This window comes from Nonomuraea sp. NPDC050783 (assembly GCF_040802095.1).
Taxonomy (GTDB): domain Bacteria; phylum Actinomycetota; class Actinomycetes; order Streptosporangiales; family Streptosporangiaceae; genus Nonomuraea.
Window position 1 is genome coordinate 95,549 of the sequence record NZ_JBFAHK010000024.1, and the last position, 22,408, is coordinate 117,956.

22 protein-coding genes are annotated in these 22,408 nt (G+C 72.2%); 8 read left to right on the forward strand and 14 right to left on the reverse strand.

Translation table 11 applies throughout. From position 1 onward, the window contains the following. Window positions 1-31: 31 nt before the first annotated feature. Complete coding sequence (locus AB0H75_RS41655) at window positions 32-751, reverse strand: SDR family NAD(P)-dependent oxidoreductase (protein WP_367805896.1); 720 nt, start codon at window positions 749-751, stop codon at window positions 32-34. Window positions 752-833: 82 nt separating this feature from the next. On the opposite strand from AB0H75_RS41655, the gene AB0H75_RS41660 reads away from it, so the two are divergent. The 3 genes from AB0H75_RS41660 to AB0H75_RS41670 all read left to right on the forward strand — a co-directional run bounded on the left by AB0H75_RS41660 (window position 834) and on the right by AB0H75_RS41670 (window position 3,688). After that, window positions 834-1,763: an AraC family transcriptional regulator gene (locus tag AB0H75_RS41660; protein WP_367805898.1), complete on the forward strand. Its 930-nt coding sequence runs from the start codon at window positions 834-836 to the stop codon at window positions 1,761-1,763. Window positions 1,764-2,051: 288 nt separating this feature from the next. Then, the gene (locus AB0H75_RS41665) at window positions 2,052-2,183 is read left to right on the forward strand and encodes a hypothetical protein (protein ID WP_367805900.1); all 132 of its coding nucleotides are present in this window, start codon (window positions 2,052-2,054) and stop codon (window positions 2,181-2,183) included. A gap of 143 nt (window positions 2,184-2,326) precedes the next feature. Beyond that, entirely contained in the window at window positions 2,327-3,688 is a 1,362-nt protein-coding gene (locus AB0H75_RS41670; RefSeq protein WP_367805902.1) for a S1 family peptidase, read from the forward strand. A 32-nt stretch (window positions 3,689-3,720) separates the two neighbouring features. Here AB0H75_RS41670 and AB0H75_RS41675 read toward each other — a convergent pair whose 3' ends face one another. The 3 genes from AB0H75_RS41675 to AB0H75_RS41685 form a co-directional block, all read right to left on the reverse strand. Continuing rightward, window positions 3,721-6,549 carry an AAA family ATPase gene (locus AB0H75_RS41675; RefSeq protein WP_367805904.1) on the reverse strand — a complete coding sequence of 943 codons (2,829 nt, stop codon included), beginning with the start codon at window positions 6,547-6,549 and terminating at the stop codon, window positions 3,721-3,723. A 339-nt stretch (window positions 6,550-6,888) separates the two neighbouring features. Continuing rightward, entirely contained in the window at window positions 6,889-7,731 is an 843-nt protein-coding gene (locus tag AB0H75_RS41680) for a trans-aconitate 2-methyltransferase (RefSeq protein ID WP_367805906.1), read from the reverse strand. A gap of 80 nt (window positions 7,732-7,811) precedes the next feature. Further along, a complete protein-coding gene (locus AB0H75_RS41685; RefSeq protein WP_367805908.1) occupies window positions 7,812-8,381 on the reverse strand; it encodes a helix-turn-helix domain-containing protein in 570 nt (189 codons plus the stop codon). A gap of 223 nt (window positions 8,382-8,604) precedes the next feature. Between AB0H75_RS41685 and AB0H75_RS41690 the strand changes: the two genes are divergently transcribed. Further along, a complete protein-coding gene (locus tag AB0H75_RS41690) occupies window positions 8,605-10,239 on the forward strand; it encodes a DHA2 family efflux MFS transporter permease subunit (protein WP_367805910.1) in 1,635 nt (544 codons plus the stop codon). A 98-nt stretch (window positions 10,240-10,337) separates the two neighbouring features. Here the strand turns inward: AB0H75_RS41690 and AB0H75_RS41695 are convergent, their stop codons facing one another. The 3 genes from AB0H75_RS41695 to AB0H75_RS41705 all read right to left on the reverse strand — a co-directional run bounded on the left by AB0H75_RS41695 (window position 10,338) and on the right by AB0H75_RS41705 (window position 12,696). Then, complete coding sequence (locus AB0H75_RS41695; protein WP_367805912.1) at window positions 10,338-11,108, reverse strand: enoyl-CoA hydratase-related protein; 771 nt, start codon at window positions 11,106-11,108, stop codon at window positions 10,338-10,340. A 632-nt stretch (window positions 11,109-11,740) separates the two neighbouring features. Then, the gene (locus tag AB0H75_RS41700) at window positions 11,741-12,139 is read right to left on the reverse strand and encodes a cupin (RefSeq protein WP_367805914.1); all 399 of its coding nucleotides are present in this window, start codon (window positions 12,137-12,139) and stop codon (window positions 11,741-11,743) included. Continuing rightward, window positions 12,136-12,696 carry a YbhB/YbcL family Raf kinase inhibitor-like protein gene (locus AB0H75_RS41705; RefSeq protein ID WP_367805916.1) on the reverse strand — a complete coding sequence of 187 codons (561 nt, stop codon included), beginning with the start codon at window positions 12,694-12,696 and terminating at the stop codon, window positions 12,136-12,138. Before AB0H75_RS41705 ends, AB0H75_RS41700 begins: the two co-directional genes overlap by 4 nt. Before the next feature lie 101 nt (window positions 12,697-12,797). On the opposite strand from AB0H75_RS41705, the gene AB0H75_RS41710 reads away from it, so the two are divergent. Then, entirely contained in the window at window positions 12,798-13,469 is a 672-nt protein-coding gene (locus AB0H75_RS41710) for a GntR family transcriptional regulator (protein ID WP_367805918.1), read from the forward strand. Window positions 13,470-13,614: 145 nt separating this feature from the next. Here AB0H75_RS41710 and AB0H75_RS41715 read toward each other — a convergent pair whose 3' ends face one another. Next, a complete protein-coding gene (locus AB0H75_RS41715) occupies window positions 13,615-14,625 on the reverse strand; it encodes a sigma-70 family RNA polymerase sigma factor (RefSeq protein ID WP_367805920.1) in 1,011 nt (336 codons plus the stop codon). Between the two features lie 169 nt (window positions 14,626-14,794). Here AB0H75_RS41715 and AB0H75_RS41720 point away from each other — a divergent pair, with 169 nt between their 5' ends. Next, complete coding sequence (locus tag AB0H75_RS41720) at window positions 14,795-15,505, forward strand: SDR family NAD(P)-dependent oxidoreductase (RefSeq protein WP_367805922.1); 711 nt, start codon at window positions 14,795-14,797, stop codon at window positions 15,503-15,505. 216 nt (window positions 15,506-15,721) lie between these two features. On the opposite strand, the gene AB0H75_RS41725 is transcribed toward AB0H75_RS41720, so the two are convergent. Together AB0H75_RS41725 and folE are read right to left on the reverse strand one after the other, a co-directional pair. Next, window positions 15,722-16,957 carry an NAD(P)/FAD-dependent oxidoreductase gene (locus AB0H75_RS41725; RefSeq protein ID WP_367805924.1) on the reverse strand — a complete coding sequence of 412 codons (1,236 nt, stop codon included), beginning with the start codon at window positions 16,955-16,957 and terminating at the stop codon, window positions 15,722-15,724. Window positions 16,958-17,017: 60 nt separating this feature from the next. Beyond that, complete coding sequence (gene folE, locus AB0H75_RS41730; RefSeq protein WP_367805926.1) at window positions 17,018-17,647, reverse strand: GTP cyclohydrolase I FolE; 630 nt, start codon at window positions 17,645-17,647, stop codon at window positions 17,018-17,020. A 106-nt stretch (window positions 17,648-17,753) separates the two neighbouring features. Between folE and AB0H75_RS41735 the strand changes: the two genes are divergently transcribed. Then, window positions 17,754-18,452 carry a helix-turn-helix transcriptional regulator gene (locus AB0H75_RS41735; protein ID WP_367805928.1) on the forward strand — a complete coding sequence of 233 codons (699 nt, stop codon included), beginning with the start codon at window positions 17,754-17,756 and terminating at the stop codon, window positions 18,450-18,452. Between the two features lie 112 nt (window positions 18,453-18,564). Here AB0H75_RS41735 and AB0H75_RS41740 read toward each other — a convergent pair whose 3' ends face one another. Both AB0H75_RS41740 and AB0H75_RS41745 read right to left on the reverse strand, forming a co-directional pair. Then, window positions 18,565-19,050: a hypothetical protein gene (locus tag AB0H75_RS41740; RefSeq protein ID WP_367805930.1), complete on the reverse strand. Its 486-nt coding sequence runs from the start codon at window positions 19,048-19,050 to the stop codon at window positions 18,565-18,567. 19 nt (window positions 19,051-19,069) lie between these two features. Beyond that, complete coding sequence (locus tag AB0H75_RS41745; protein ID WP_367805932.1) at window positions 19,070-19,492, reverse strand: hypothetical protein; 423 nt, start codon at window positions 19,490-19,492, stop codon at window positions 19,070-19,072. Between the two features lie 458 nt (window positions 19,493-19,950). Between AB0H75_RS41745 and AB0H75_RS41750 the strand changes: the two genes are divergently transcribed. Further along, a complete protein-coding gene (locus tag AB0H75_RS41750) occupies window positions 19,951-20,346 on the forward strand; it encodes a hypothetical protein (RefSeq protein ID WP_367805934.1) in 396 nt (131 codons plus the stop codon). A gap of 39 nt (window positions 20,347-20,385) precedes the next feature. On the opposite strand, the gene AB0H75_RS41755 is transcribed toward AB0H75_RS41750, so the two are convergent. Then, window positions 20,386-20,754: a hypothetical protein gene (locus AB0H75_RS41755; RefSeq protein ID WP_367805936.1), complete on the reverse strand. Its 369-nt coding sequence runs from the start codon at window positions 20,752-20,754 to the stop codon at window positions 20,386-20,388. A 113-nt stretch (window positions 20,755-20,867) separates the two neighbouring features. Continuing rightward, complete coding sequence (locus tag AB0H75_RS41760) at window positions 20,868-22,193, reverse strand: FAD-dependent monooxygenase (protein WP_367805938.1); 1,326 nt, start codon at window positions 22,191-22,193, stop codon at window positions 20,868-20,870. Window positions 22,194-22,408: the final 215 nt, after the last annotated feature.

The following is a 22,408-nucleotide window of genomic DNA, read 5'->3' on the forward strand; positions in this document are numbered from 1 at the left end:
CGCCCGGCTCCTGGCCTGACCGGGTGGCCGCTCAGCCGGCGGCGGGGACGACGGCCTCGTGCCGGGTGCGTTCCGCGTGCATCGTCCAGAGGAGGCCGGCCAGCTCGGCGGGGTCGGCGGCGGGCATGTCGGGCACGGGCTCGCCCTGCGCGCGGCGCCGCTCGTAGTCGGCGTCGAAGGGGGTGCCGAGGATGCGGGCGCCGATGTAGAGCGCGCCGACGTAGACGCCCTGCCCGGCGACCTCGGCGGCGAGCGACTGCAGGTAGTTGCGCTGCGCGGCGAGGACGGCGGGCCAGCCGCTCATACCCGGCCGCCCGTGGACGGCACCGGCGCCCTGGGCGGTGAGCACGGCGCCGTCGCCGCGCCCGGCCATCGCGGGCAGGAACTCCCCGACCAGGCCCAGCAGCGTGTAGAGCGTGAGCGGCAGGCGGTCCGCGATCAGCTCGGGGGTGAGCTCGACGGCGGGCACGAACAGCGGGTGGGGAGCGATCGGGCCGTAGTAGAAGGCGGTGGGGTCGCCGACGGCGGCGCGGACGCGGGCGGCGAGCGCGGGCACGTCGCCGGGCCTGCTCAGGTCGGCGGTGACCGCGTGGGCCGTGACGCCCTCGGCGGACAGCTCGGCGGCGAGCTTGTCCAGGGGCTCCCTGCGGCGGGCGACGAGGACGACCTCGTACCCCTCCTTCCCGTAGCGGCGGGCGATGGCCTGGCCGACACCGGGCCCGGTGCCGAACACTGCGATGGACTTCGTCATGCCGCCCAGCCAACCCCACGTCCCGCTGGACGATCCATAGGAGAACATCCGGGATGCCTTTGCGAGCGTCTACGCTGGCGGCATGGACGTCCTGACGGACCTGCTGCACCGCGCCCGCGCGCACCACGCCCTGGTGAGGCAGCTCATCGAGCGGCCGCCGTGGGGTGTGACGTACGCCGACGGGTCGCCGCTCACGGTCGCGGCCACGCTCGGCGGGCAGTCCTGGATCCGGCTCGGCGACGGCCCGCCCACGCGGCTCGCGGCGGGCGACCTCGCCCTCGTCACCGCGGCCGGCGGGTACACGGTCGCCGACGACCCGGCGACCGCGCCGCGGTTCGTGATCAGGGACGGGTGCAAGTACCTGCCGGACGGCGCGCCCTCGGGCCCCTACCCGTCGCTCGGCCCGCGCACGTACGGCACGGGCTCGGCCGGGGCCACGGTCCTGCTGCGGGGGGCGTACGAGCTGCACGGCGACGCGGCCGGCCGGCTGCTGGAGCTGCTGCCGCCGCTGGCGGTCGTGCCGGCGGGGCCGCGTACCCGGGCGCTGCTCGACCTGCTGTCCGCCGAGACCGCCCGCGACGAGCCCGGCCAGGACGCGGTGCTCGCCCGGCTGCTCGACCTGGTCCTCGTGATCGCGTTGCGGGCCTGGTGCACCCGGCCGGGGGCGACGCCGCCCGCCTGGTACCGGGCGCTGACCGACCCGGCGATCGGCGAGGCGCTGCGCCTGATGCACGCCGACCCGGCCCACCGGTGGACGGTCGCCGGGCTGGCGGCGAAGGTCGGCATGTCGCGGGCCGCGTTCGCCCAGCGTTTCACCGCCCTGGCCGGCCGGCCGCCGCTCGGCTACCTGACCGACTGGCGCATGACCCTCGCCGCCGACCTGCTCCGCGACACCGACCAGACCGTGGCCGGCGTGGCCCGCCAGGTCGGCTACCAGGACGCGTTCGCGTTCAGCGTCGCCTTCAAGCGGGCCCGCGGCCGTACCCCCTCGGAGTGGCGCGCCTCCCCGTGAAACGCGCGCGCCGCGCCCGTACGCCCTCCATGCGGTTGGACATCCACCACGAGGAGGGGACCCACGGCGCTGGAGAAGTCCGACATCGACTCCCTGGTCGAGTGGATCGCCGGCGAGAAGTTCGGCAAGACGACCACCTACACGCTCGCCATCGTCGAGGACGACCTGTGGTCGCAAGCTCCGCACCGGCCGGCGGGTGGTCATCGCCGGCGCGTTCTGCGACAACGTCAGCAACCACGCCGAGATGTGCATCCTGGCCGCGGTGGGCAAGGAGCACCTGTCGTCCATGTGGTCCTCGACCATCACCAGGTCCCCTCCAGCTTCCGGCCCGCGCAGCGCGGCGGCGAGACCGTGACCGGCGCCGCGTCCCTGCACACCAAGTACAAGGTGGGCAACTGCAAGGAGGTGGACTTCGGGTAGCCGGCGGTCCACGGCTCTGTCTGATCTGTCGCATTCGATAGGGATTTCCCCGATTACTCGGGGGTGGGGCCGAGCCATCGTTGCTCCTGGAAGCGCCCCGGCAGCGGGCCGGGCGCGCCGATCGAGCAACTGGAGGACGACGGATGCGACTCGCATCAGGCGTGAGAACCGGGCGGGCCACGAGCGGCGCCCGGCGCGCCGCGCCGCGCACGGTCGTGGCTGGTCTCCTGGCCATCGGGAGCCTGCTGACCCTGCCGGCGCTGCCCGCGCACGCCGACCCGCCCCCCGTTTCCACTGACGTCCCCGACGTGGTCGCGGAGACCTCCCCGCCCGACGACGGTGCCCTCATCACCCCCGAGCAGGCGCTGGAGCGGGACGCCAAGGCCGTCGCGAGCCTGGCGAAGGTCCCGGTCTCCGAGGCCAGGCGGCGGCTGACCATCCAGCAGAAGGTCACGAAACTCGTGGAGTCGCTGCCCGAGGACGTCCGGGCGCAGTCGTACGCCGGAGGCCGGTTGGACTTCACCGCGAGCAGGCCGGCCACCCTCTACTTCAAGGGCCGGGTCCCGGACTCGGTGCGGGCGGGCACCCTTCCCGAGGTCGAGTTGACCGGCGGGATGGCGTACTCGTTCGACGAGATGGTCGCCCGGCAGAACACGCTGCACGCGGCCGCCGCGGACCTGGGCTTCACGCAGGTCCGCTCGGACTTCGACGTGGCGACGCAGCGCGTCCGGCTCACGCTCGCGCTCCAGCGGGAGCAGCCGGGCCTGCGCGGGCAGGCACTGCGCGACAAGCTGGCCGCCCGCGTGGCCGGGGACCGGCTCGCCCTGCGGAGCTCCGACTTCTCCGTCGAGGAACGCGCTCCCGGGGCCAGGATCACCGTTCCCAGCACCGGGCACGGAGGGTCGATCCTCCGCAGCGGCGGCGCCTACGCGTGCACCTCGGCCTTCGTCGTCCGGCGCACCAACGACCAGGTCGAGGGCGTGCTCACCGCCGCGCACTGCGAGGGCATCAACCAGATGGACCAGAACAACTCCGCCGGCGGGGTCGTCTCGACCTTCGCCGCGCCGTTCGTCAGCGAGCACATCGGCGTCAACGGCGAACCGGAGTGGCACACCACCACGGGCCACGACGACGTCCCCGAGTTCTGGGACACCTTCAGCACACGGCGCACCGTGACCTCCCGCATCTCCAGCTCCGGCTACATGACGGGCGCCTACGTCTGCCACTTCGGGCGGACCAGCGGAACCACCTGCGGCTCGATCAACAACCCGAGCGTGAGCATCCACTTCGCGTGGGGCGGCTGCGGCGGCTGCACGAAGACCGCCTCCAACATGGTGGGCGTCACGGGGGCGGTCAGCCTGCCGGGCGACAGCGGAGGCCCCTGGTACGTGCTCAACCAGGCACTAGGCATCCACCACGGGATCGACCCGGCCAGCCTCGACGTGTTCTTCACCCCGATCGAGCGGGCGGAGAACCAGTTCGGGGTGAAGGTGCAGTTCGGCTAGCCCCAGCTCTCCCGACCCCCGCGCCGGAGCGCTCAGCCGGCGCGGGGACGGTCGTCGGCGGCCTCGGACCGGGTGCCGAGCCCCGCCAGCTCGCTGCGGTTGCGCACGCCGAGCTTGCGGTAGATGCGGGTGAGGTTGGCCTCGACGGTCTTGGCGCTGATGAACATCCGCCCGGCCACCTCGCGGTTGGTCAGGCCCGACGCGACCAGCCGGTGGATCTCCTGCTCGGTGGGCGTGAGCTGGCGGTCGGGCGCCCGGCGCTGCCCGCACCTGCGCAGCTCGGCCGCCGCCTGCGCGGACCACAGCGGCGCGCCCAGCTCGTCGAAGGTCCGCTCGGCCTGGGTCAGCACGTCCCTGGCCGGGATCTTCCGCTTGCCGGCCCGCAGGACCTTGCCGTACACCAGCAGGGCGCGCCCGCGCTCGAAGGGCATCGGCAGCGCGGCGCACGCGTCCAGGGCCCGCCGCGCGGCGCGGGCCGCCCCGTCCAGGTCGCCCTCGGCCGCGGCGACGACCGCCTCGCTGCGGGGCAGGATCGCCAGCAACCAGGGACGCGGCGCGGCCTCGGCCCGGCTCCGCAGCCGCGCGAGCAGCTTACGCGCCCGCGCCGTCCGGCCGGTGGCGGCCGCGGCCTCGATCTGGTCGCCGTGGAACATGTAGCGCACCGGTTCCTTGATCTTCATGGCGCCGACCAGCCCGTCCGCCTGGCTCAGGTGGTGGTCGGCCCGTTCGAGATCGGCCGCGGACAGCGCGGCGAAGCCGAGGACCTGCCGCAGCAGGGCGGCCACGTACGGGTCGCCGGACTCCCGGGCCTGCTCCAGCGCGTTCCTGGCGGCGGCCTCGGCCTCGCCGACACGACCGAGATGCGCGTCGACCAGCGCCAGGGCGTACCGGCCGAAGCCGAGCCAGCGGCGCTGGCCGGTCAGCTCGATCACCTCGATGGACCGCCGCGCCTCCTGCCGGGCCCGCGGCCAGTCCCCCAGCCAGCAGTCGATCTCGGCGAGGTGCATCAACGCGTGCCCGACCGCGGGCTCGTCACCGGACTCGGTGGCCAGGCTGAGCTCGACCGCGAAGCGCTCGCGAGCCTCGGCCGGGTCCACGCATTTGGCCCACGCCCCCAGGCTCTGCCGGCTCCACGTCTCGGCCCAGTGCCGCGACGGCTGCGCCGGCAGCAGGCGGGCGGCGCGTTCCAGATCGCGGTGGGCGATGCCCAGGCCGTTGGTGAGCCGGTACATCGCCCGTACGGACAGGGCGCACGACAGCAACACGGGCTCAGGACACTCCCCCGGCCGCTGGAGCGCCTCGACGGCGGCCTCGGCGGCGGCCAGCTGCTCGGTCGCGTCGTGGGTGCTGAACCAGGCCCGGCGCAGGTGCAGCTCCGCCTGAAGGTCCGGGTGGCCGGTCGCGCCGGCCAGCGCGCGCCGGCACAACCGGCCCGCCTCGACCGTGCCGCCCTCGTAGAATACGACCTCGGCGAGCCGCAGCAGCGCCCGGGAGCGCAGCGGGCCCGGCGGCCGGGCCGCCACCACCGCCTCCAGCACGTGGCGGGCACGGGCGGCGTCGCCGGCGGCGAGCAGGCACCGCGCCTCGGCGACCGTCCGCCGGTGGGCGCCGTCCACGTCGGCCGGCGGGGTACGGGCCGCCGCCAGGTTCCACAGCTCCGCGGCGGCCGCCGGGCTTCCCCGGTGCCAGGCGCCGGCGGCCCCCTGCTCCAGCAGCGCCGCGACCTTCTCGTCCGGCCCGTCCTCGCACAGCGCCAGGTGCCGGCCCTGCTGCTCCACGTCGGAGACCACCTCGGCCAGCCGCCGCCGCACCCGCCGGTGACGCTCGGAGGAGGTCACCGCGCGCACGGCGGAGGCCAGCAGCGGGTGGGTGAAACCGATCCGGCCCCGCCGGACCTCGATCACGCCCGACTCCTCCGCCACCGTCAGGGAGGACAGCCGCCCCTCCGGCACCCCGATCGCCGCCCGCACCGCCGCGACCGTCGGGTGCGCCAGCAGGGCGACGTGCAGCAGCGCGTCCACGACGGGCTCGCCCAGCGCGCGGATCCGCTCGCCCATCAGCTCCGCCACCGACTCGGGGACGGGAAGCGGCTCGCCGGGCCCCGGGTAGGCGCCGGTGCGGCGAAGGGAGCGTACGATCTCCAGGGCGTACAGCGGGTTGCCTCCCGCGGCCTGGTGGAGGCGGCGGAGCGCCGGCATGCTCCACTCCTCACCGGTGTGCCGCAGCAGCATCCGGCGCAGCGCGCCCAGGCCGAGGGACCCCAGCCACACCACGCCGACGCGGGAGGCGGGCAGCGCCTGGGCCAGCCCCAGCGGTGCGGCGGCCGGCGGCCTGGCCCGCATCGCCACCAGCAGGCCCACGGGCTCCTCCGCCAGGCGGCGCACCACGTAGGCGATCGTCTGCGCGCTGGCCTCGTCCAGCCACTGCACGTCGTCGATCGCCAGCAGCACGGGACCCCTCCGCGCCAGGGCCCGCACCGCCGACAGCGCGGCGGCGCCGAGGGCGCGCGCGGCCAGCGGCGGCCCCTCGGCCTCCGTCCGGCGGAGGAGCGCCACCTCCAGAGCCTGCGCCTGGAGCGGCGGAAGCATGTCGCCCGCCTCCTCCAGCACGCCGTGCAGCAGGTCGGCCAGCGCGCTGAGCGTCAGTGCGGTCTCGGCCTCGGCGGGCCGGCAGGACAGGACGCGGTGACCGAGGGCACCGGCGCGGGCGACGCCGTGGCTCCACACCGTGGTCTTGCCGATGCCCGCGTCGCCGGCCAGGACGAGGGCCGCGGCGCCGCCGGACAGCGAGGCCAGGAAACGGTCGAGGGCGGCCAGCTCGCGGGCGCGGCCTTCCACCTCGGACAGCGCGTACCCCGTCATCCCGATCACCCCGAATGCCTCGTGCGATTCCGGCCGGCCTCCACGCCGAGCTCGTCGTCGAGGTGCGCCCTGTACGGGTGCGTGCGTGACGCCGCCGCGAGGCCGATCCGCCCATGACGAAGAACCCGCCGGGCGGTCTCCCTCTCCCTCTCCCCTTTCCTCTTTCCTCGGCGGTCACCGCCAGGGTCAGGAGAGCCGACACGCATGACGGCACTCTAACCACGGCCGCACGCCCGCAACATGACCATGAAGGCTTGGAACCCCTATAGCTCCGGTGAGCCGCCACTCGGGCTCCTGATCGATGGGTGGCCGGCCGGCGAGGGCCTTGCGCGGGCGGCGTCAGGCGCGGCGGGCGGCCCAGACGGTGCGCTCGGTGCGTACGACGAGATCCGCGCGGCGCAGCAGGCTGTCCGGGCCGCCGGCGTCGAGGAGCTCGTCGAGCGCGGCCAGGTCCTCGGGGCTGAGGGCGGGTGCGGCGACGCCGCGGATGCGCTGGAGGCTGCTGTAGGCGTAGCGGCTGATCGCCCCGCCTGGCTCACCCTGGATGTTCACGGTGATGGTGCGCTCGTCCTCCACGGTGAAGCCTGCCGCCGTCAGCATCGGGCCCCAGTCGGCGCCGCGGTGCGGAACGTGCTCGGCGTGGAGGCTCTCGATCGCGGCATGGGCGCGCTCCTCCAGGCCGGGCCGGCTCGCCGGGGCGTGGGCGGGCAGGAAGCGGGGGAAGCCCGCGAGCTCGACGAGGGCGAACAGGCCTCCGGGGGCGAGCACGTCGCGGACCCTCCGGAGGGCGCGGCCGGGGTCGGCCATGTGGTGCATCGAGGCGGAGGCCCACACCAGATCCGGCGTGCCGAGGTCGGGCCAGTGGTCGGTGTCGAGGTCGGCCTGCACGGTCCGTACGCGTCCCTCGACGCCGCGGGCGCACGCCTTCTCGTGCAGGATCCGGAGGTACCCGACGGAGGCGTCGACGGCGGTGACGCGCGCGTCGGGGAAGCGTTCGAGGAGCGCGAAGGTTCCCGCGCCGGTGCCGCAGCCCAGGTCCACGATGTGGCGCGGCCGGCTCTTCAGCGGCAGCCAGGCGGTGATGGACGCCATGTGCTCGGCGAGCACTTCGGCGTCCAGATCGAGGATCTCCGCCTGACCGCTTTCGTCGTGATGGACAGGGTGCTCATGTGTGTGGGCCATGACATCAACGTAAGCCTGTCATGCGCATCCCGCACGAACCCTTGCGGGAAACGCAAAGAGGTGGCTGGATGCGCGGCCTGTCACGCAATATCGTCCTTCTGGTGGCCGCGGCGCGCGTCGCGGTCGAAGACGCCCAGGATCTCGCACGGTCCGCCCTCGGCGCCGATGGCGTGCGGCATCATGGTGGGGAACTCCGCGGCCTGGTTGGTCTCGACGCGAATGCGCCGGTGGCCGAGCATGAGGACGGCGGTGCCGGACAACACCACCAGCCATTCGCGGCCGGGGTGGGCGCGCATGCGGGCCGGGTTGTCGGGCGGCGGGTCGGTCATCCGCCGGCGCATCACGCTCATGCCGGGGTCGGCCTTCATGGACCAGCGCATCAGGCCGTGCGTGCTGTCGATCATCGGGCTGATGACGACGTCGTCGGCGGCGTTCTCCACGAGCTGGTCCAGGGTGGTGTCCAGGGCGCGGGCGAGGGTGACCAGCTGGTCCAGGGCGAGGCGGCGCCGGCCGTTCTCGATACGGCTCAGTGACGACTGGCTGAGGTTGGCCCGCGTGGCCAGCTCCTCCAGCGACCAGCCCTGCGCGACGCGCAGCGCGCGGATCCGCTTGCGTACGAGGCTGTCCAGTTGCCCATCTTCTTGCGTCATGGGCAACATGGTATGCCTCTAATGCAACGAGGGCCTAACGTCGTCCACGGATGGTCCAGCACCGACCCGGTCCGGCGAAAGGGTGCGCGCTGCCTGCGCGACCTGCCTGCGCGCACTTCCCGCGACCGGAGCGGGCCGCGCGGCGAGCCGGCCCTCACCTCACCGACCTGGCGACCGGGCCTGTCCCGGCGCTGATTCCGTATGCCCTTCCTGGGAGGAAACCATGAGCACCAACCCGCCTCCTCAAGCGACGCCCGTGCCGCCGAGCGGCGAAGACGCGCCGGACGCGCGCCGGCTGCGCGTGATCCTGATCACCGTGTCGATCGCGTTGATGGCGGTCATCGCCTCGGTGACCGGGCTGAACGTCGCCCAGACCCACCTGGCCGTCGAGTTCGGCGCCTCGCAGACCACCGTTTTGTGGATCATCAACGTCTACACCCTCGCCCTGGCCGCGCTGCTGCTGCCGCTCGGCGCGATCGGTGACCGCCTGGGCCGCAGGCCCATGCTGATCACCGGGCTGATCATCTTCGGTGCCGCCAACACTGTCGCGGGACTCGCCCCGTCGGCCGCGGTGATGATCGGCACCCGCGTGGCCGCCGGCGTCGGCGCCGCGATGATCATGCCGATCACGCTGGCGGTCATCACCTCCACCTTCCCGGAGGAGGAGCGAGGCAAAGCGATCGGCGTGTGGACCGGCATCGGCGGAGGCGGCGGCATCCTGGGCATGTTCCTCTCCGCCCTGCTGGTCGACGTCGCCGACTGGCGCTGGCTGTTCGTCCTGCCCGTGGTCCTGGTCGTCACCGCGCTGGCGATGACGCTGCGATCGGTGCCCGACTCCCGCGAGCGCTCCGCCCACTCCTTCGACACCATCGGCGCGCTGGTCTCGGTCATCGCCGTGATCGCTCTCATCTTCGTCCTGCAGCAAGGCCCCGAACACGGCTGGACCGCTCCCGTCACCCTGATCAGCCTGGCCGTCGGGGTCATCGCCGCGGTCGCCTTCGTGGCCTGGGAACTGCACCGCCGTGACGCGTCCCTCCTGGACGTACGCCTCTTCCGCGAGCGGGGCCTGGCCTCCGGCTCGGTCACCCTGCTGGTCGTCTTCGGCGTCCAGGCCGGTATCTCCGTCGTCCTCTTCCCGTTCTTCCAGGCCGTACTCGGCTGGTCCGGGCTGCTGTCCACGGTGGCGATGATGCCGATGGCCGTCATCATGATGGTGACCTCGGGCCTGGCCCCGAGGATGGCCGCCAGGATCGGCGCCCGCCCCACCATGACCGTCGGCGTCGCCCTGGCCGGCCTCGGCCTGGTGCTGATGGCCCTGTTCGTGTCCGTCGACGGCGGCTACCTGTCCATACTGGCCGGCATGCTCGCCATGGGCATCGGCATGGGTCTGTCGATGACGCCCTCCACCGAGGCCATCACCGGCTCGCTGCCCCGCGCCAGGCAAGGCGTCGCCTCCGCGCTCAACGACGTCACCCGCGAGTTCGGCACCGCTCTCGGTATCGCCATGCTCGGCGCGCTCCTGGCCAACGGCTACCGCGGTGCCATCGACGGCAGGCTCGACGGCATCCCCGCGGGCGCCGCGGAGACCGCCCGCGAAGGCATCGCCAACGCCGTCGAGGTCGCACCCGGGACCGGCGGCCACGCGCGGGACCTGATCCACGCGGCACAGCAGTCCTTCGTCGACGGCTGGCAGCAGGCCATGTGGACCGGCGCCGCCGTCATGGCCGCGCTGCTCCTCTACGTCGCCCTGCGCGGCCCGAAGAACCCCGCGCCACTCCAGCCCGACACCGAGGCGGCCCCGGAGACCGGAGCCGCGGAGAACGCCGCCGCCCGCACGGGCGATTCGGTCACGACCTGAAGCGGACCTTCGTCTGACCACGACGTCCACAGTTCCTGGTGGTACGCCGCCGGCCGCCCGGCCGGCGGCCGGCGCGGAATCACCTCGCGCCCGGGTGGTCAGTCCTTCCACTCCGGACGGCGCTTGCCCAGGAACGCCGCCATGCCCTCGCGGGCCGCGTCGGACTGCGAGGACGCGGCCATGACCTCGGTGGCCAGCCGGTAGGCCGCGTCCTGGGGCAGGGACACCTGCCGGTTCAGGGTCCGCTTGCCGAGGGCCTTGGAGGCGCGGCTGCCGCGGGTGGCCCGGCCGAGCAGGTCGCGCACGGCGGCGTCGAGCTCCGCGGCGGGCACCACCCGGTTGACCAGGCCCCATTCGAGCGCCTGCGCGGCCGTGATCGTGTCGCCGGTGTAGGCCAGCTCGGCGGCACGTTTGCGGCCGATGTTGCGGGCGATGGCGACCATCGGGGTGTGGCAGAACCAGCCGCCCTTCCCGCCGGGCGCGGCGAAGCCGGCGGAGTCGGCGGCGACGGCGAGATCGCAGGTGGCGACGAGCTGGCAGCCCGCCGCGGTGGCCAGGCCGTGCACGCGGGCGACGACCGGTTGCGGCACCGACTCGATCAGCTCCATGAGCCGCAGGCAGGTGTCCAGCAGGACGCGGACCCCGTCCTCGTCGGCCTCGGCCACGTCGGCGAAGTCATGGCCGGCGCTGAAGACCGGCCCCTCCCCCGCCAGGATGATCCCCGAGGCGTCGCTGTCGCCGGCCGCGCCGAACGCGGTGATCAGATCGCGCAGGTGGGCCAGCGACAGGGCGTTGCGCCGCCGCGGCCGGTTCATGGTGATCGTCACGAAGTCGGCGTCGCGGCCGACCAGCACATGATCGAGGTTCACGGGCGGGCTCCAGATGGTTCCGCGGGCCGGGTGACCGGCATCGGCCACGAACCGATTGTGCCGCGCGACCCCGCTCCTTCCCACTGCGTACGCCGGACCCGTCGGAGGGGACGCCGGGCGCCGATGACCGTCCTTCCCGCGGGAGCGGGGGCAGCAGGGCCGGCACCACTTCGGACGGCGCCGGCCTGGTGGTACCGGCTGGGCTTCCTCTTCCGGGACGAGGTCGCGAGACGGCCGCGACGAAGTGCCGCGTCAACCCGACGAAGGGCCGCCACGACGACGTGGCGGCCCTTGTGGACGTGAGGTGCCTATCGGGGTGCGCGGACGATCACGGGACGGGGCGCCCTGCCTATCCCATCCCTCCCGGCAGCATGCCCATTGCTTTGACCATCCTGCCGACGCCGTCCGCCATGAGGCTTGCTCACTGTCGTTTCCTGCTTGCTTTTGCCACTTCAGCCCGCGCTGGCCGTCTCCTTACCACTGCCGGGGTCGGGGCCGAGCAGGACGGCGATCTCGGCCCACCCCTCCGGCCGGTTGTTGGCGATGACACGGGTGCGGGGACGGATGGCTCCATGAAGGGACGGCGCTACGCGGGCCGGCGGCGGAGCGACGTGAGCATCACCGGTACGGGCTCATGGAGCGCCGGCCCGTCCCTCCAGCCGGGCGCCGCCCGGCAGGGTGATCGTCATGATCGTGCTGGGGATGTCGAGCTGGATCCGGCGCCACCGGCCGCGCGGGACGATGGCGGCGGTGCCGGCCGTCAGCCTGATCTCCTCCTCCTGCCCCTGCCGCCCCGGCCGTTCGGAGCGCAGGTAGAGGCGGATCTTGCCGATGATGCAGGAGACGACCTCCTCGGCCTCGGTGTTCACCTGCCAGTGGTCGGCGTGGACGTCGGCGCCGGTCCTGGCGTGGAACGCCGTCAGGTGCCAGCCGTCGGGGCCGGCGCTCGCGGTCCGCTTCCCGGCGTGGATCCGGCCGCCGTGCCGCAGGTGGATGCGGGAGGCGAACAGCTCGATCGGGGTGACGGTCATGAGGCTCCGGTGGTGGCGGGCTCGGCCGGGGCGGTCTCGGCGGTGGCGGTCAGGACCGCCCGGGCCAGGACGTGGCCGGCGATGGTGAAGCCGAGGTAGGCGGGGGTGGCGTCGGCCGGGACGCCGACGTGCTCGACGTCGAGGGCGTGCACCACGACGAAGTAGCGGTGCGGGCCGTGCCCGGCCGGCGGGGCGGCGCCGAGGTAGCGGGGCAGGCGGGCGTCGTTCGGCAGTTGGTAGGCGCCGCCGGGCAGGCCGGAGCCGGTGTCGTCGCCCGCGCCCTCGGGCAGTTCGGTGACGCCGGCCGGGATGTCGGCCACAGCCCAGTGCCAGAACCCGGAGCCGGTCGGCGCGTCCGGGTCGTACACGGTGACGGCGTAGCTCTTCGTCTCCTCGGGCGCGCCGCTCCAGGAGAGCTGCGGGGAGACGTCCCCGCCGCCCGGGAGACCGGCGGAGAGTTGTGCGGCGGGCCAGGGGTCGCCGTCGGCGAGCGTGGTGCTGGTGACGGTGAAGGAGGGCACCTCAGGAAGGCGGGCAAAGGGGTTGTTCGTCTGCATCTTGCGTTCCTCTTCGGGACGGGGTCGTACCGCTCGATCACGGACGTCATCGACGATAACAAAGATAATCGATTATTTGTCAAATCGTCTATGCTGAGGGCATGACGCAGACGGCCGACCCTTCGACGAAGCAGATGCTTTCCGAGCGCGTGCACGCCCGCCTCCACGAGGCGATCATGAGAGGCGAGCACGCCCCCGGCGCGGCGCTCAAACCGCAGGAGCTGGCCCGGCAGCACCAGGTCAGCCTCGCCGTCGTACGCGAGGCCCTGGTACGGCTGGTGGGCGAGGGCATCGCGGTCCGGCTGCCCAACCGGGGCTTCGCCGTCCCGGACTTCTCCGACCGGCGCTGGCAGGAGATCGCCGAGGCCCGCCGCACGATCGAGCCGGCCATGCTGCGCCTGTCCATCGAGCGTGGCGACCTCGACTGGGAGGCCCGGGTGCGCGCCGCCCACCACCGCCTGGCCCGCACCCCCGCGTACCTGCCGGAGGAGGGCGAGCACTACAGCAGCGCCTGGTCGGAGGCGCACCGCGTCTTCCACCGGACCCTGCTCGACGGGTGCGGCAACCCCGTGCTGCTCGACACGTTCGACCGGTTGTGGACGGCCAGCGAGCTGGCCCGCCGCTGGTCGGCCCGGCGCACACCCGAGCGGGACAGCCTCGCCGAGCACCGCCGCCTGGAGGAGGTGGCCCTGGCCCGCGACGCCGACACCGCCGCCGAGGTGTTGGCCCGGCACCTCACGCTGACCGCCGCCGGTCTGACCGCCTGCCCCTGAGCCACCCCCGGCTCACGCTCCTGCCGGATCACCCCCGACAGGCCGTGGACCTCCTCCACCGGGTTCGCCGGCAGGTGGCACGTCCTGAACCGGTCGAGCGGCGCGCACGCCTCGCCCGGCCGGCGTCAACCCCGACAACCCCTGGTCAACGGCTGGGCAGTGATCGGGGCAGGCCGAACCGCGGGAGCACGCCGGCGTCGAAGTGGGTGACAGCGCAGATCTGGTCGCCGGTGAGGGTGAGGACGAGCAGGCCGGCTCCGTGGCGAATGCCGTCGGCGGAGGTGCGGAGATAGGTCCCGAACGCCGGTTGGCCGTTGGCGCGCGTCGGCACGAAGCCATAGGACTGGCCTAGGTGGACGATGCTGGAGTAGAAGCGGGTGACGGCGTCGCGGCCGTGGTATTCGAGGGGCATCGGCGGCATGGACAGGCGGACATCGTCGGTGAGCAAGGCGACCAGCGCGTCGATGTCACCGGCCTGGTAGGCGCGGACGAACTTCGCCGTGAGCGCCTGTTCGGCCGGTGAGTGAGGAGTGGGAGGGGGCTGGCGCTCCTCGGCCGGAGGGAGGCGGTGGTGCAGGCCGGCGCGGGCCCGTTTGAGGGCGCTGTTGACTGATTCGACGGTCGTGTCCAGCATGTCGGCCACCTCGGTGGCGCGGTATCCGAGGACGTCGCGCAGGATGAGCACGGCACGTTGGCGGGCGGGCAGGATCTGCAGTGCGGTCACGAAGGCCAGAGAGATGGCTTCGCTCTGTTCGTAACGGGTCTCAGGGGTGAGCTGCCGGTCGGTCGTGCCCTCCAGGAGGGCGTCGGGATAGGGCTCGAGCCACACGATCTCGCCGAGCCCGGTCGGCTCGGGTGGTTCGATCTCGGGCATGTTCCACTCCTTGGCCTGGCGCCGGCCGGCCGAGCGCAGCGCGTTCAGGCAGCGGGTGGTGGCGATCCGGTAGAGCCAGGTACGGACCGAGGCGCGTCCCTCGAACCTGCCGATGCCTTGCCAGGCGGCCAGCAGAGTGTCCTGGAGGGCGTCTTCGGCGTCGTGGAAGGAACCGAGCATCCGGTAGCAGTGCACCTGGAGCTCTCGGCGGTACGGCTGGGTCAGCTCGCGGAACGCCTCGCCGTCCCCGGCCCGCGCCTTGGTGATCAGGTCGGTTGTCACTACGCCACCCCTGCCGTCCGTGCCCCTCGTGGTCCTTTTCGGTACTGACACCGGCCGAGCCGTGAACTGGGCGGTCGATGGGCGCCCGGTTTCCCGGCGTCGCGGTGTCTACCTGATCGACGGCCCGGACGATCCGGGCGCAGGGCCTCAAAAAGGGAGCCGTACCAGCATGACGATCGCAGACCGAGCAGTTCTGGTGACCGGGGCCAACCGTGGCATCGGGCGGGCCCTGGTGGAGGAGGCCCTGAGGAGGGGCGCGAAGCGGGTGTACGCCGGTACGCGCCGGCCCTTGGCCCACCCGGACGAGCGGGTCACCCCGCTCATCCTGGACGTGACCGACGCCGCACAGACCCAGGCGGCCGTGGAGAAGGTCTCTTCGCTCGACGTCCTCATCAATAACGCCGGCCTTTCGTTTTTCGACGACCTCAGCGATCGAGCCGCGCTCGAACAGCACCTCGCCGTCAACCTCTTCGGCACCTACGGCGTGATCCAGGCGTTCCTGCCGTTGCTGACTCGTTCTCAGGGAGCCATCGTCAACGTCGGGTCGTTGGCGGCCTGGGCCGCTGTGCCGGTCCTTCCGGCCTACTCGATCTCAAAAGCCGCCGTGTTCTCCCTGTCGCAATCGCTGCGTCCTCTGCTGGCCGCGCAAGGCGTACGGGTTCATACCGTCATGCCCGGCCCGGTGGACACCGACATGACCCGCGACCTGGACATACCCAAGTTCTCGCCGCAGTCCGTCGCACGAGCCATCTTCGACGGAGTGGAGAAAGAAGAGGAGGACATCTTCCCCGACGCCGTGTCGGAGTCCATGGCCGAGGGCTGGCGCAACGGTGCGGTCAAGGCACTCGAACGTCAGAACGCGGCGCTCGTCGAAGCGTAGCGACCGTCGGCCCTCGGGGTGATCACCGCTCTTGACCCGGATTCTTGACGCGACGGAGCAGCCTCGATCGGTCGAGGACCACGACCTCCATCGTCGGTTTCCGGCGCCGGAGACCCGGCACGCCGCGGTACTCCTCCACCGGCACGGGCACGACGCCCTCGCGCACGCGGCCGGAGACGCGGGCCCGGGCTGGTTCGTTCCGGCGGGCGGGAGGACTCACCCGCCGGAACGAACCAGCCCGTCCAGCGGAACCGCGGGATCGGCCAGCGCGCCCCGGTCCACCGGGGAGCCGGCCAGGACGAGGGCCTTGAGCTGGTCGCCCTGGTCCCAGATGTTGACGTTCATCGCCGCGGCCACCGTGTCATCGTCGCGCAGCCAGAAGGCGAGGAACTCCCGCCCAGCCACATCGCCGCGGATGACGACATCAGGGGAAACGCCGGGCGGGACGTGGCCGAGGTACTCCATGCCCAGGTCGTACTGGTCGGTGTAGAAGTAGGGTGGTTCGTCGTAGACGGCCTCCCGGCCGAGCATGGCGCGGGCGGCGACGGCGGGCTGGTTGAGCGCGTTGGCCCAGTGCTCGACGCGGACGTGCCGGCCCAGGCGGGGGTGGTAGGCGTTGGCGACGTCGCCGGCGGCGAAGATGTCGGGATCGCTGGTACGCAGGTCGGCGGTGGTCTTGATGCCGTTGTCGATCGTGAGGCCCGCGGCGGCGGCCAGTTCGGTGTCGGGGACGGCGCCGATGCCGGCCACCACGGCGTCCGCGTCGACGTGGGTGCCGTCGGCGAGGCGTACGCCGGTCTCGGTGATCTCGGTGAGGCGGGCGCCGAGCCGCAGGTCCACCCCGTGGTCGCGGTGCAGGGCCGCGAAGACGGCGCCGATCTCCGGGCCGAGGGCGCCGAGCAGCGGCTGCCGCTCCTGCTCGATCACGGTGACCTCGACGCCCGCCGCGCGGGCCGCGGCGGCGGTCTCCAGGCCGATCCAGCCGGCGCCGATGACGGCGATGCGGCCAGCGGCCGAGAGGGTGGCGGACAGGGTGGCGCGCAGCCGGTCGCAGTCGTCCACGGTACGCAGGTACAGCACGTTGCCGCGGTCGTGGCCGGGGACGGTCAGGCGGCGTGGGGTGGCGCCGGTGGCCAGCAGGAGCTTGTCGTAGCGGAGGCGCCCGCCGTCGGAGAGCGTCACCTGGTGCGCGGCCGGGTCGATGCCCGTGACCGTCACTCCGATGCGCAGGTCCACGGCGTGGTCGCGGTACCAGTCCGCGTCGTGCACGAAGATCTTCTGCCGTTCGTCGCCGCCCTGCAGGTAGCCCTTCGACAGCGGGGGCCGCTCGTAGGGCAGGTGCGGCTCGCGTCCCGCGAGGACGATCGCGCCGTCGAAGCCCTCCTCGCGCAGGGCCTCGGCGGCCTTGGCCGCGGCCAGTCCGCCTCCGGCGATCACAAAAGTGGACGGCATCGTCGATCTCCTGTCTGTTCGTTCGGCAACGCGTCGGTGCGGGGAGCTGGACGTCCCGCCTCAGTGGACCCCGGACAGCGCGAAGAACTCCTGCCGGGAGCGCGCGTCCTCGCGCAGCACCCCCTGCAGGGCGGAGGTCACCGTACGGGACCCGCGCACGCGTACGCCGCGCATCGACATGCACAGGTGCTCGGCCTCGATCACCACGCCGACCCCCTTGGGCTCCAGGTGCTGCTGCAGCCAGTCGGCCACCTGCTTGGTCAGCCGCTCCTGCACCTGCAGGTCGCGGGCGAACAGCTCGACGACGCGGGCCAGCTTCGACAACCCCAGGATGCGGTCGCCGGGCAGGTAGCCCACGTGCGCCACGCCCTGGAACGGCAGCAGGTGGTGCTCGCACAGCGACTGCACCGGGATGCCGCGGGCCAGCACGAGCTCGTCGTACCCCTCCTCGTTGGGGAAGGTCGTCAGGTTGAACTCGCGCGGTTCCAGCAGCTCGGCGTACGCGTGCGCGACCCGCCTGGGCGTGTCGGCCAGGTGCTCGGACTCCGCGTCCCTGCCCAGCGCGGTCAGCAGGTCGGCCACCGCCCGTTGCGCGGCCTCGATGTCCACACCGCCGCCGCTGCGGACCACCCGCAGGCGCCGCTGCTGCTGGTCGGGAGCGGCGGCCGGAGCCGCGAGGGTCTCGTTCATGCCGCCCGCCCGCGACCGTCGCATGCGTCCCGCATCACGCCATCCCCTTTTTCTATCAACGAGTTTCGTTAACATTAGAAGGTGGCCGGCGATTCAGTCAACAGAAATGGGTTTTAGAATGGGCGAGGTCAACGGCGCGTGGCAAGCACGCATCTCCGCCGTCGCGGCGCTGGACGAGCCGACCCGGCGCCGCCTGTACGAGTTCGTGGTGCGCCAGCCCGCTCCGGTGAGCCGCGACCAGGCCGCCGACGCCGTGCAGACGCCGCGCAACACCGTCTCCTTCCACCTCGACAAACTGGTGGCCGAAGGGCTGCTCGAAGCCGTCTACCAGCGCCGCACCGGCCGCACCGGCCCCGGCGCGGGCCGTCCTTCCAAGCTCTACCGGCGCGCGCCCGGGCAGATCGCCGTCTCCCTGCCGGACCGGCACTACGAGATGGCCGCCCACCTGCTCGCCGACGCCCTGCAGGAGGCCCAGACCTCGGGAGAGCCGCCGCGCGACGTTCTCGGCCGCCGCGCCCGCGAGCTGGGCCACGACCTCGGCCGCGACGCTCCGGCGCGCGGCACCCGCACCGGGCTCGTACAGGCGCTGGAGGCCCTCGGCTTCGAGCCGCGCGCGACCGGCGACACCATCGCCCTGGTCAACTGCCCCTTCCACAGCTTGGCCCGGCAGCACACCGCGATGGTCTGCGGCATGAACCTGTGCCTGCTGACCGGCCTGCTCGAAGGACTGGCCGCGACGGATGTCACCGCCCGTCTGGAGCCCGCACCCGAGCACTGCTGCGTCCGTCTCCACCCGACCGGCTGAACCCGCTCCCCGCACGTGACCTCCGCAGGCGGATCTCGACGGACACCGGTTGCCAGGAGCGACAGTGGGGGCCACCCGCGGTGAAGGCGGATGGCCCTCCGGGAGGCAGGGCTCAGCTGTACGAGTAGGACTGTGCGCTGCAGCCGGTGATGAAGGGCCCGGGGTAGACCTGCTGGGTGGTGCAGCCCCAGGTGGCGTTCAGGGTCGTGGCCCAGGAGGGGATGCTGATCGCCGGTCCGTTGGTCCAGCCGACCTGGTCGTACTGGTGGCCACCGCTGCAGATGGCCGACGCGCTCACCGAGGTGCTGCCGCCGGGCAGGCTGATCGTGAACGACCACGAGTGGTTCGCCGGGTTCGCGACCATCGAGCTGCTGGGCACTGCCACGCTGTACGAAGGAGGCGCGGAGCCGACCGAGACGTAGGAGGCGTACCAGTCCCGGGTGTCGCCGGAGTAGTTGACGTTGAGGCAGTCCACTGTGCCGTTGAGCGTCAGGGCTGAGGCGGCGGCGGGCTGCTGCATGGTCACGGCCATCGCGGCGGTGGTGACCAGCATGACGCCGACCGCCAGTGCCCGGCGGATCAGGTTGCCAGCAATCATGGGGTGCCTTTCACGGAGGTCAGGTGCAGGTGATGGCGATCGGGGTGCTGGCGACACGCTGGGAGAAGTCGGGTGCTCCGCCGTCGAGGTTGGCGAATCCGTAGCCCATCACGTGGTAGTTTCCGGGAACGCACGACACCATGTTGAGCTTGTAGGCGTAGGCCAGGTTGTTCTGATAGGTCTCGGCGTAGGCCAGATAGGTACCGTCCCGGTACAAGGAGAGGTATCCGCCGATGAACGAAACTTTCTGGTTGCAGCTGACCTCGACGTAGGCGTAAACGTAGCTCGTGTACAACTGGGTCGGATTGCTGATGGTGATGGCGCAGCTCAGGGCCGCGGCGCTCGCGCTGGAGGCGGTCGCCGCCTGAGCCGGGGACGCGCCGAGCACCAGGGACGCCGCCGCGCCCAATGCGAGGGCGCGCATTCCGTGCAGGGATTTCAAGAGTTCATCTCCCCCTACTGCCGGTGGCGATCAGGATGTGTCTTCCCGAGGGGAGGATCACACAATGGCCGTGGGCTGGACAGACCTGTATGGAGCACCGCCTTCCGAAACAACCAATGAATCATGGTTTCCGCACAGCCCGTAAAGGGGCGACGACCTCGGCCCGCGAATCAACAGGCCGGTCACGGACCGTGGGCGGCCGTATGGTGCGGGGATCGCACCCGCGCCATCACAGTCGTCCGCGCGGCGATGTGAGTGAAACTTTCAACCCGGCCTGGCCGACGGGGGTGCATCCGGATCTCCGGCCGGCCCGTCCCTGCCGGGGAAGTCGGTTGGCGGTAAACAGCCGAACACTGGCCGGGATATGGCTGTCAGAAGCGATTTACGCCCTGTTAGATTACGATTCCGTGATCGTGTTCACCGATCATGACATCATGTCAAGGAAGGGGTAGCGCGGCATGGCCATGTCACTGACGATGCCCGGCCGCAGGCGAGGATCCACTGCGACTCCGCGCGGGCGGAAAATGGCCCGATTCTTCTCGGCGATCACGCTTTCCGCGGCGGCGATCGCCGGAGTTACGGTGGGAGCGCAGGGCGCGGCCTTCGCGGACAGCGGGACGTACACCACAAACCAGTACAGGCATGCCTATGCTTGGTACCGGGACCTGCCCGCTGATACCCATCAGCAAGGGCTCGCCTATTTTTCCAATGCCACGGATGTGGCAATGTGCACCGCCTATTGGGATCGCGGCAACCTTTACCGCACCAAGGCGTACGCTCCGGGCGCCTCGGAAGTGTTCTCAGCGAAGCCGCACGTGGACGCGATCGTCGATTGCCGTTATTTCCTGGCGTGACCGTGAGCCGTCCGAAGGATCGCGCGGGCGGCCAGGACGTCAGCCCGTGAGGCGTACGACCACCCGCTTCGACGACAACGACACGACCTTGATCCCGATGCCGTTGACCGATCCCGAGCCGCCCGCGCCGAGGAGCGCCTGCGACGACACCCCCGGCCCTGTCCCCTTGACGCGCACCCGGTGCCTGTCGAAGGAGACGGCCAGCCGGGTGATGCCGAACGTGCGGCTGACGGGGAAGGACACGGCTTTGGTGAGCGTGAGCTTGCACGCGCCGTCGTAGCAGGCCCTCAGGTCGGTCCTGGCCGGGGCGGTGACGGTGGCAGTGGCGGAGGCGTAGGCCGGCTGGGCGAGAGCTCCGGTGACGATGACGGCGGTGGCGGCCAGCGCGGTCATGATCCTAAGAGGCATGATCCTGGGGGGCATGGTCCTGGGGGGCATGGTCCTCCTCATGGGGTCGACGCGGCTCCGCTATGGTTCCTCCCGCCTTGCCGCCCGGCCGAAACAGCGGAACGCGTGCCCGTTCACCGGACCGGCGCGGCTGATCCCTCGACGGCTTCCGCCGATCCGGGCGCTTCGACGCGCGCCACGCGGTAGGAGCGGAGGTCGTCCGGCACCCCCGCGTAGTCGGGCAGCTCGACGCCGTTGAGCGCGCGCTCGATCAGCTCGGTGAACCATGCGCCGGTGAAATCGGGGCGCGGCCCGGCGTCCGGCCCGGGCACGCCGCGGCTGCGGGCGTTCAACCGGCCGATCTCCTGGTTGGCCTCGACGAACGAACGCATCCGCGCCTCGTAGCGGGCGAACCCGGCGTCGGGGGCCCATCCGGCGGCGGCCAGCTCCCCGGCCAGCAGGTAAGCGCCGACCAGCGCCAGCCCGGTGCCCTGCCCCGACATCGGCGAGGAGCTGAACGCCGCGTCCCCGAGCAGCCCCACCCGTCCGCTCGACCAGCGGTCCATCACCACCTGGGCGACCTGGTCGAGGTAGAAGTCCGGGGTGTCGTCCAGGTGCGCGAGGATGTCCGGGGCCAACCAGCCCAGGCCCGCCAGCCGCTCACGCAGCAGGGCCTTCTGGGCCGCGACGTCACGGTGGTCGACGTCGAAGTCGGCCGAGGCGAAGGAGAACACGGCCATCGCCCGGGTGGCGTCCTGGAGGGGACGCAGGAGGGCGGAGCGCCCGGACTCCCGATCCTGGTACTCGAGCAGCCAGCGGTCCAGCCCGAACTCGTTGGGCACGCTGTAGAAGGCCAGCACGTGCCCGAGGTGGCGGAGGAACCGCTCATGCGGCCCGAAGACCATCGCCCGCAGCGCCGAGTGCAGCCCGTCGGCCCCGATCACCAGGTCGAAACGCCGCCGGTCGCCGCTCGCGAGGACCACGTCGACCCCGTCCGCGTCCTGGGCGAGCTCCGCGATCCGGTCGCCGAAGACGTACTCGACACCGTCGCGGGTGTCGTCGTAGAGCACCTGGGACAGGTCCCCGCGCAGGATCTCGATGTCCGCGATGAACCCGTCGCCACCGTCGTCCTCGGCACGGAAGGTCTCCAGCACGCGCCCGTCCGCGTCCACGGTGTGCGCCCCGGCGGTGTCGGTGCACGCCGCGCGTACCGCCGCGTCCAGTCCCATGCGCCTGATGACCTCCTTGGCGATCCCGCGCGCGTCCACCGCCTGCCCGCCGGGGCGCAGCTCAGCAGCCCGTTCCAGCACGGTCACCTCGGCCCCCCGCCGGCGCAGCCAGTGGGCCAGCGCGGGGCCCGCGATGCTCGCCCCCACCACCAGCACCCTGGGGCCGCTCACCCGCGTCCCTTGCTCGCCGGTGCGGAAGGTGTGCTCCTGCTTGGAGTCGCCGACGCTCATCACTGCCTCCATTGTCGGTGTTGCTGCCGTATCGACCACGGATCCGCACGGAACTCATCGGCACGACCGAACACGTCCTAAGTCCAAGGTCCCGGATCATGCCCTCCGATGGTCCGATGCCGTGAGGTGTGGCGAGCGGCATAGTCAGAGCGCAGCGCAGACCGCGCACGACAGACACGCAGAGGGGAAGGAGCGATGACCGGACCGGACGGGCC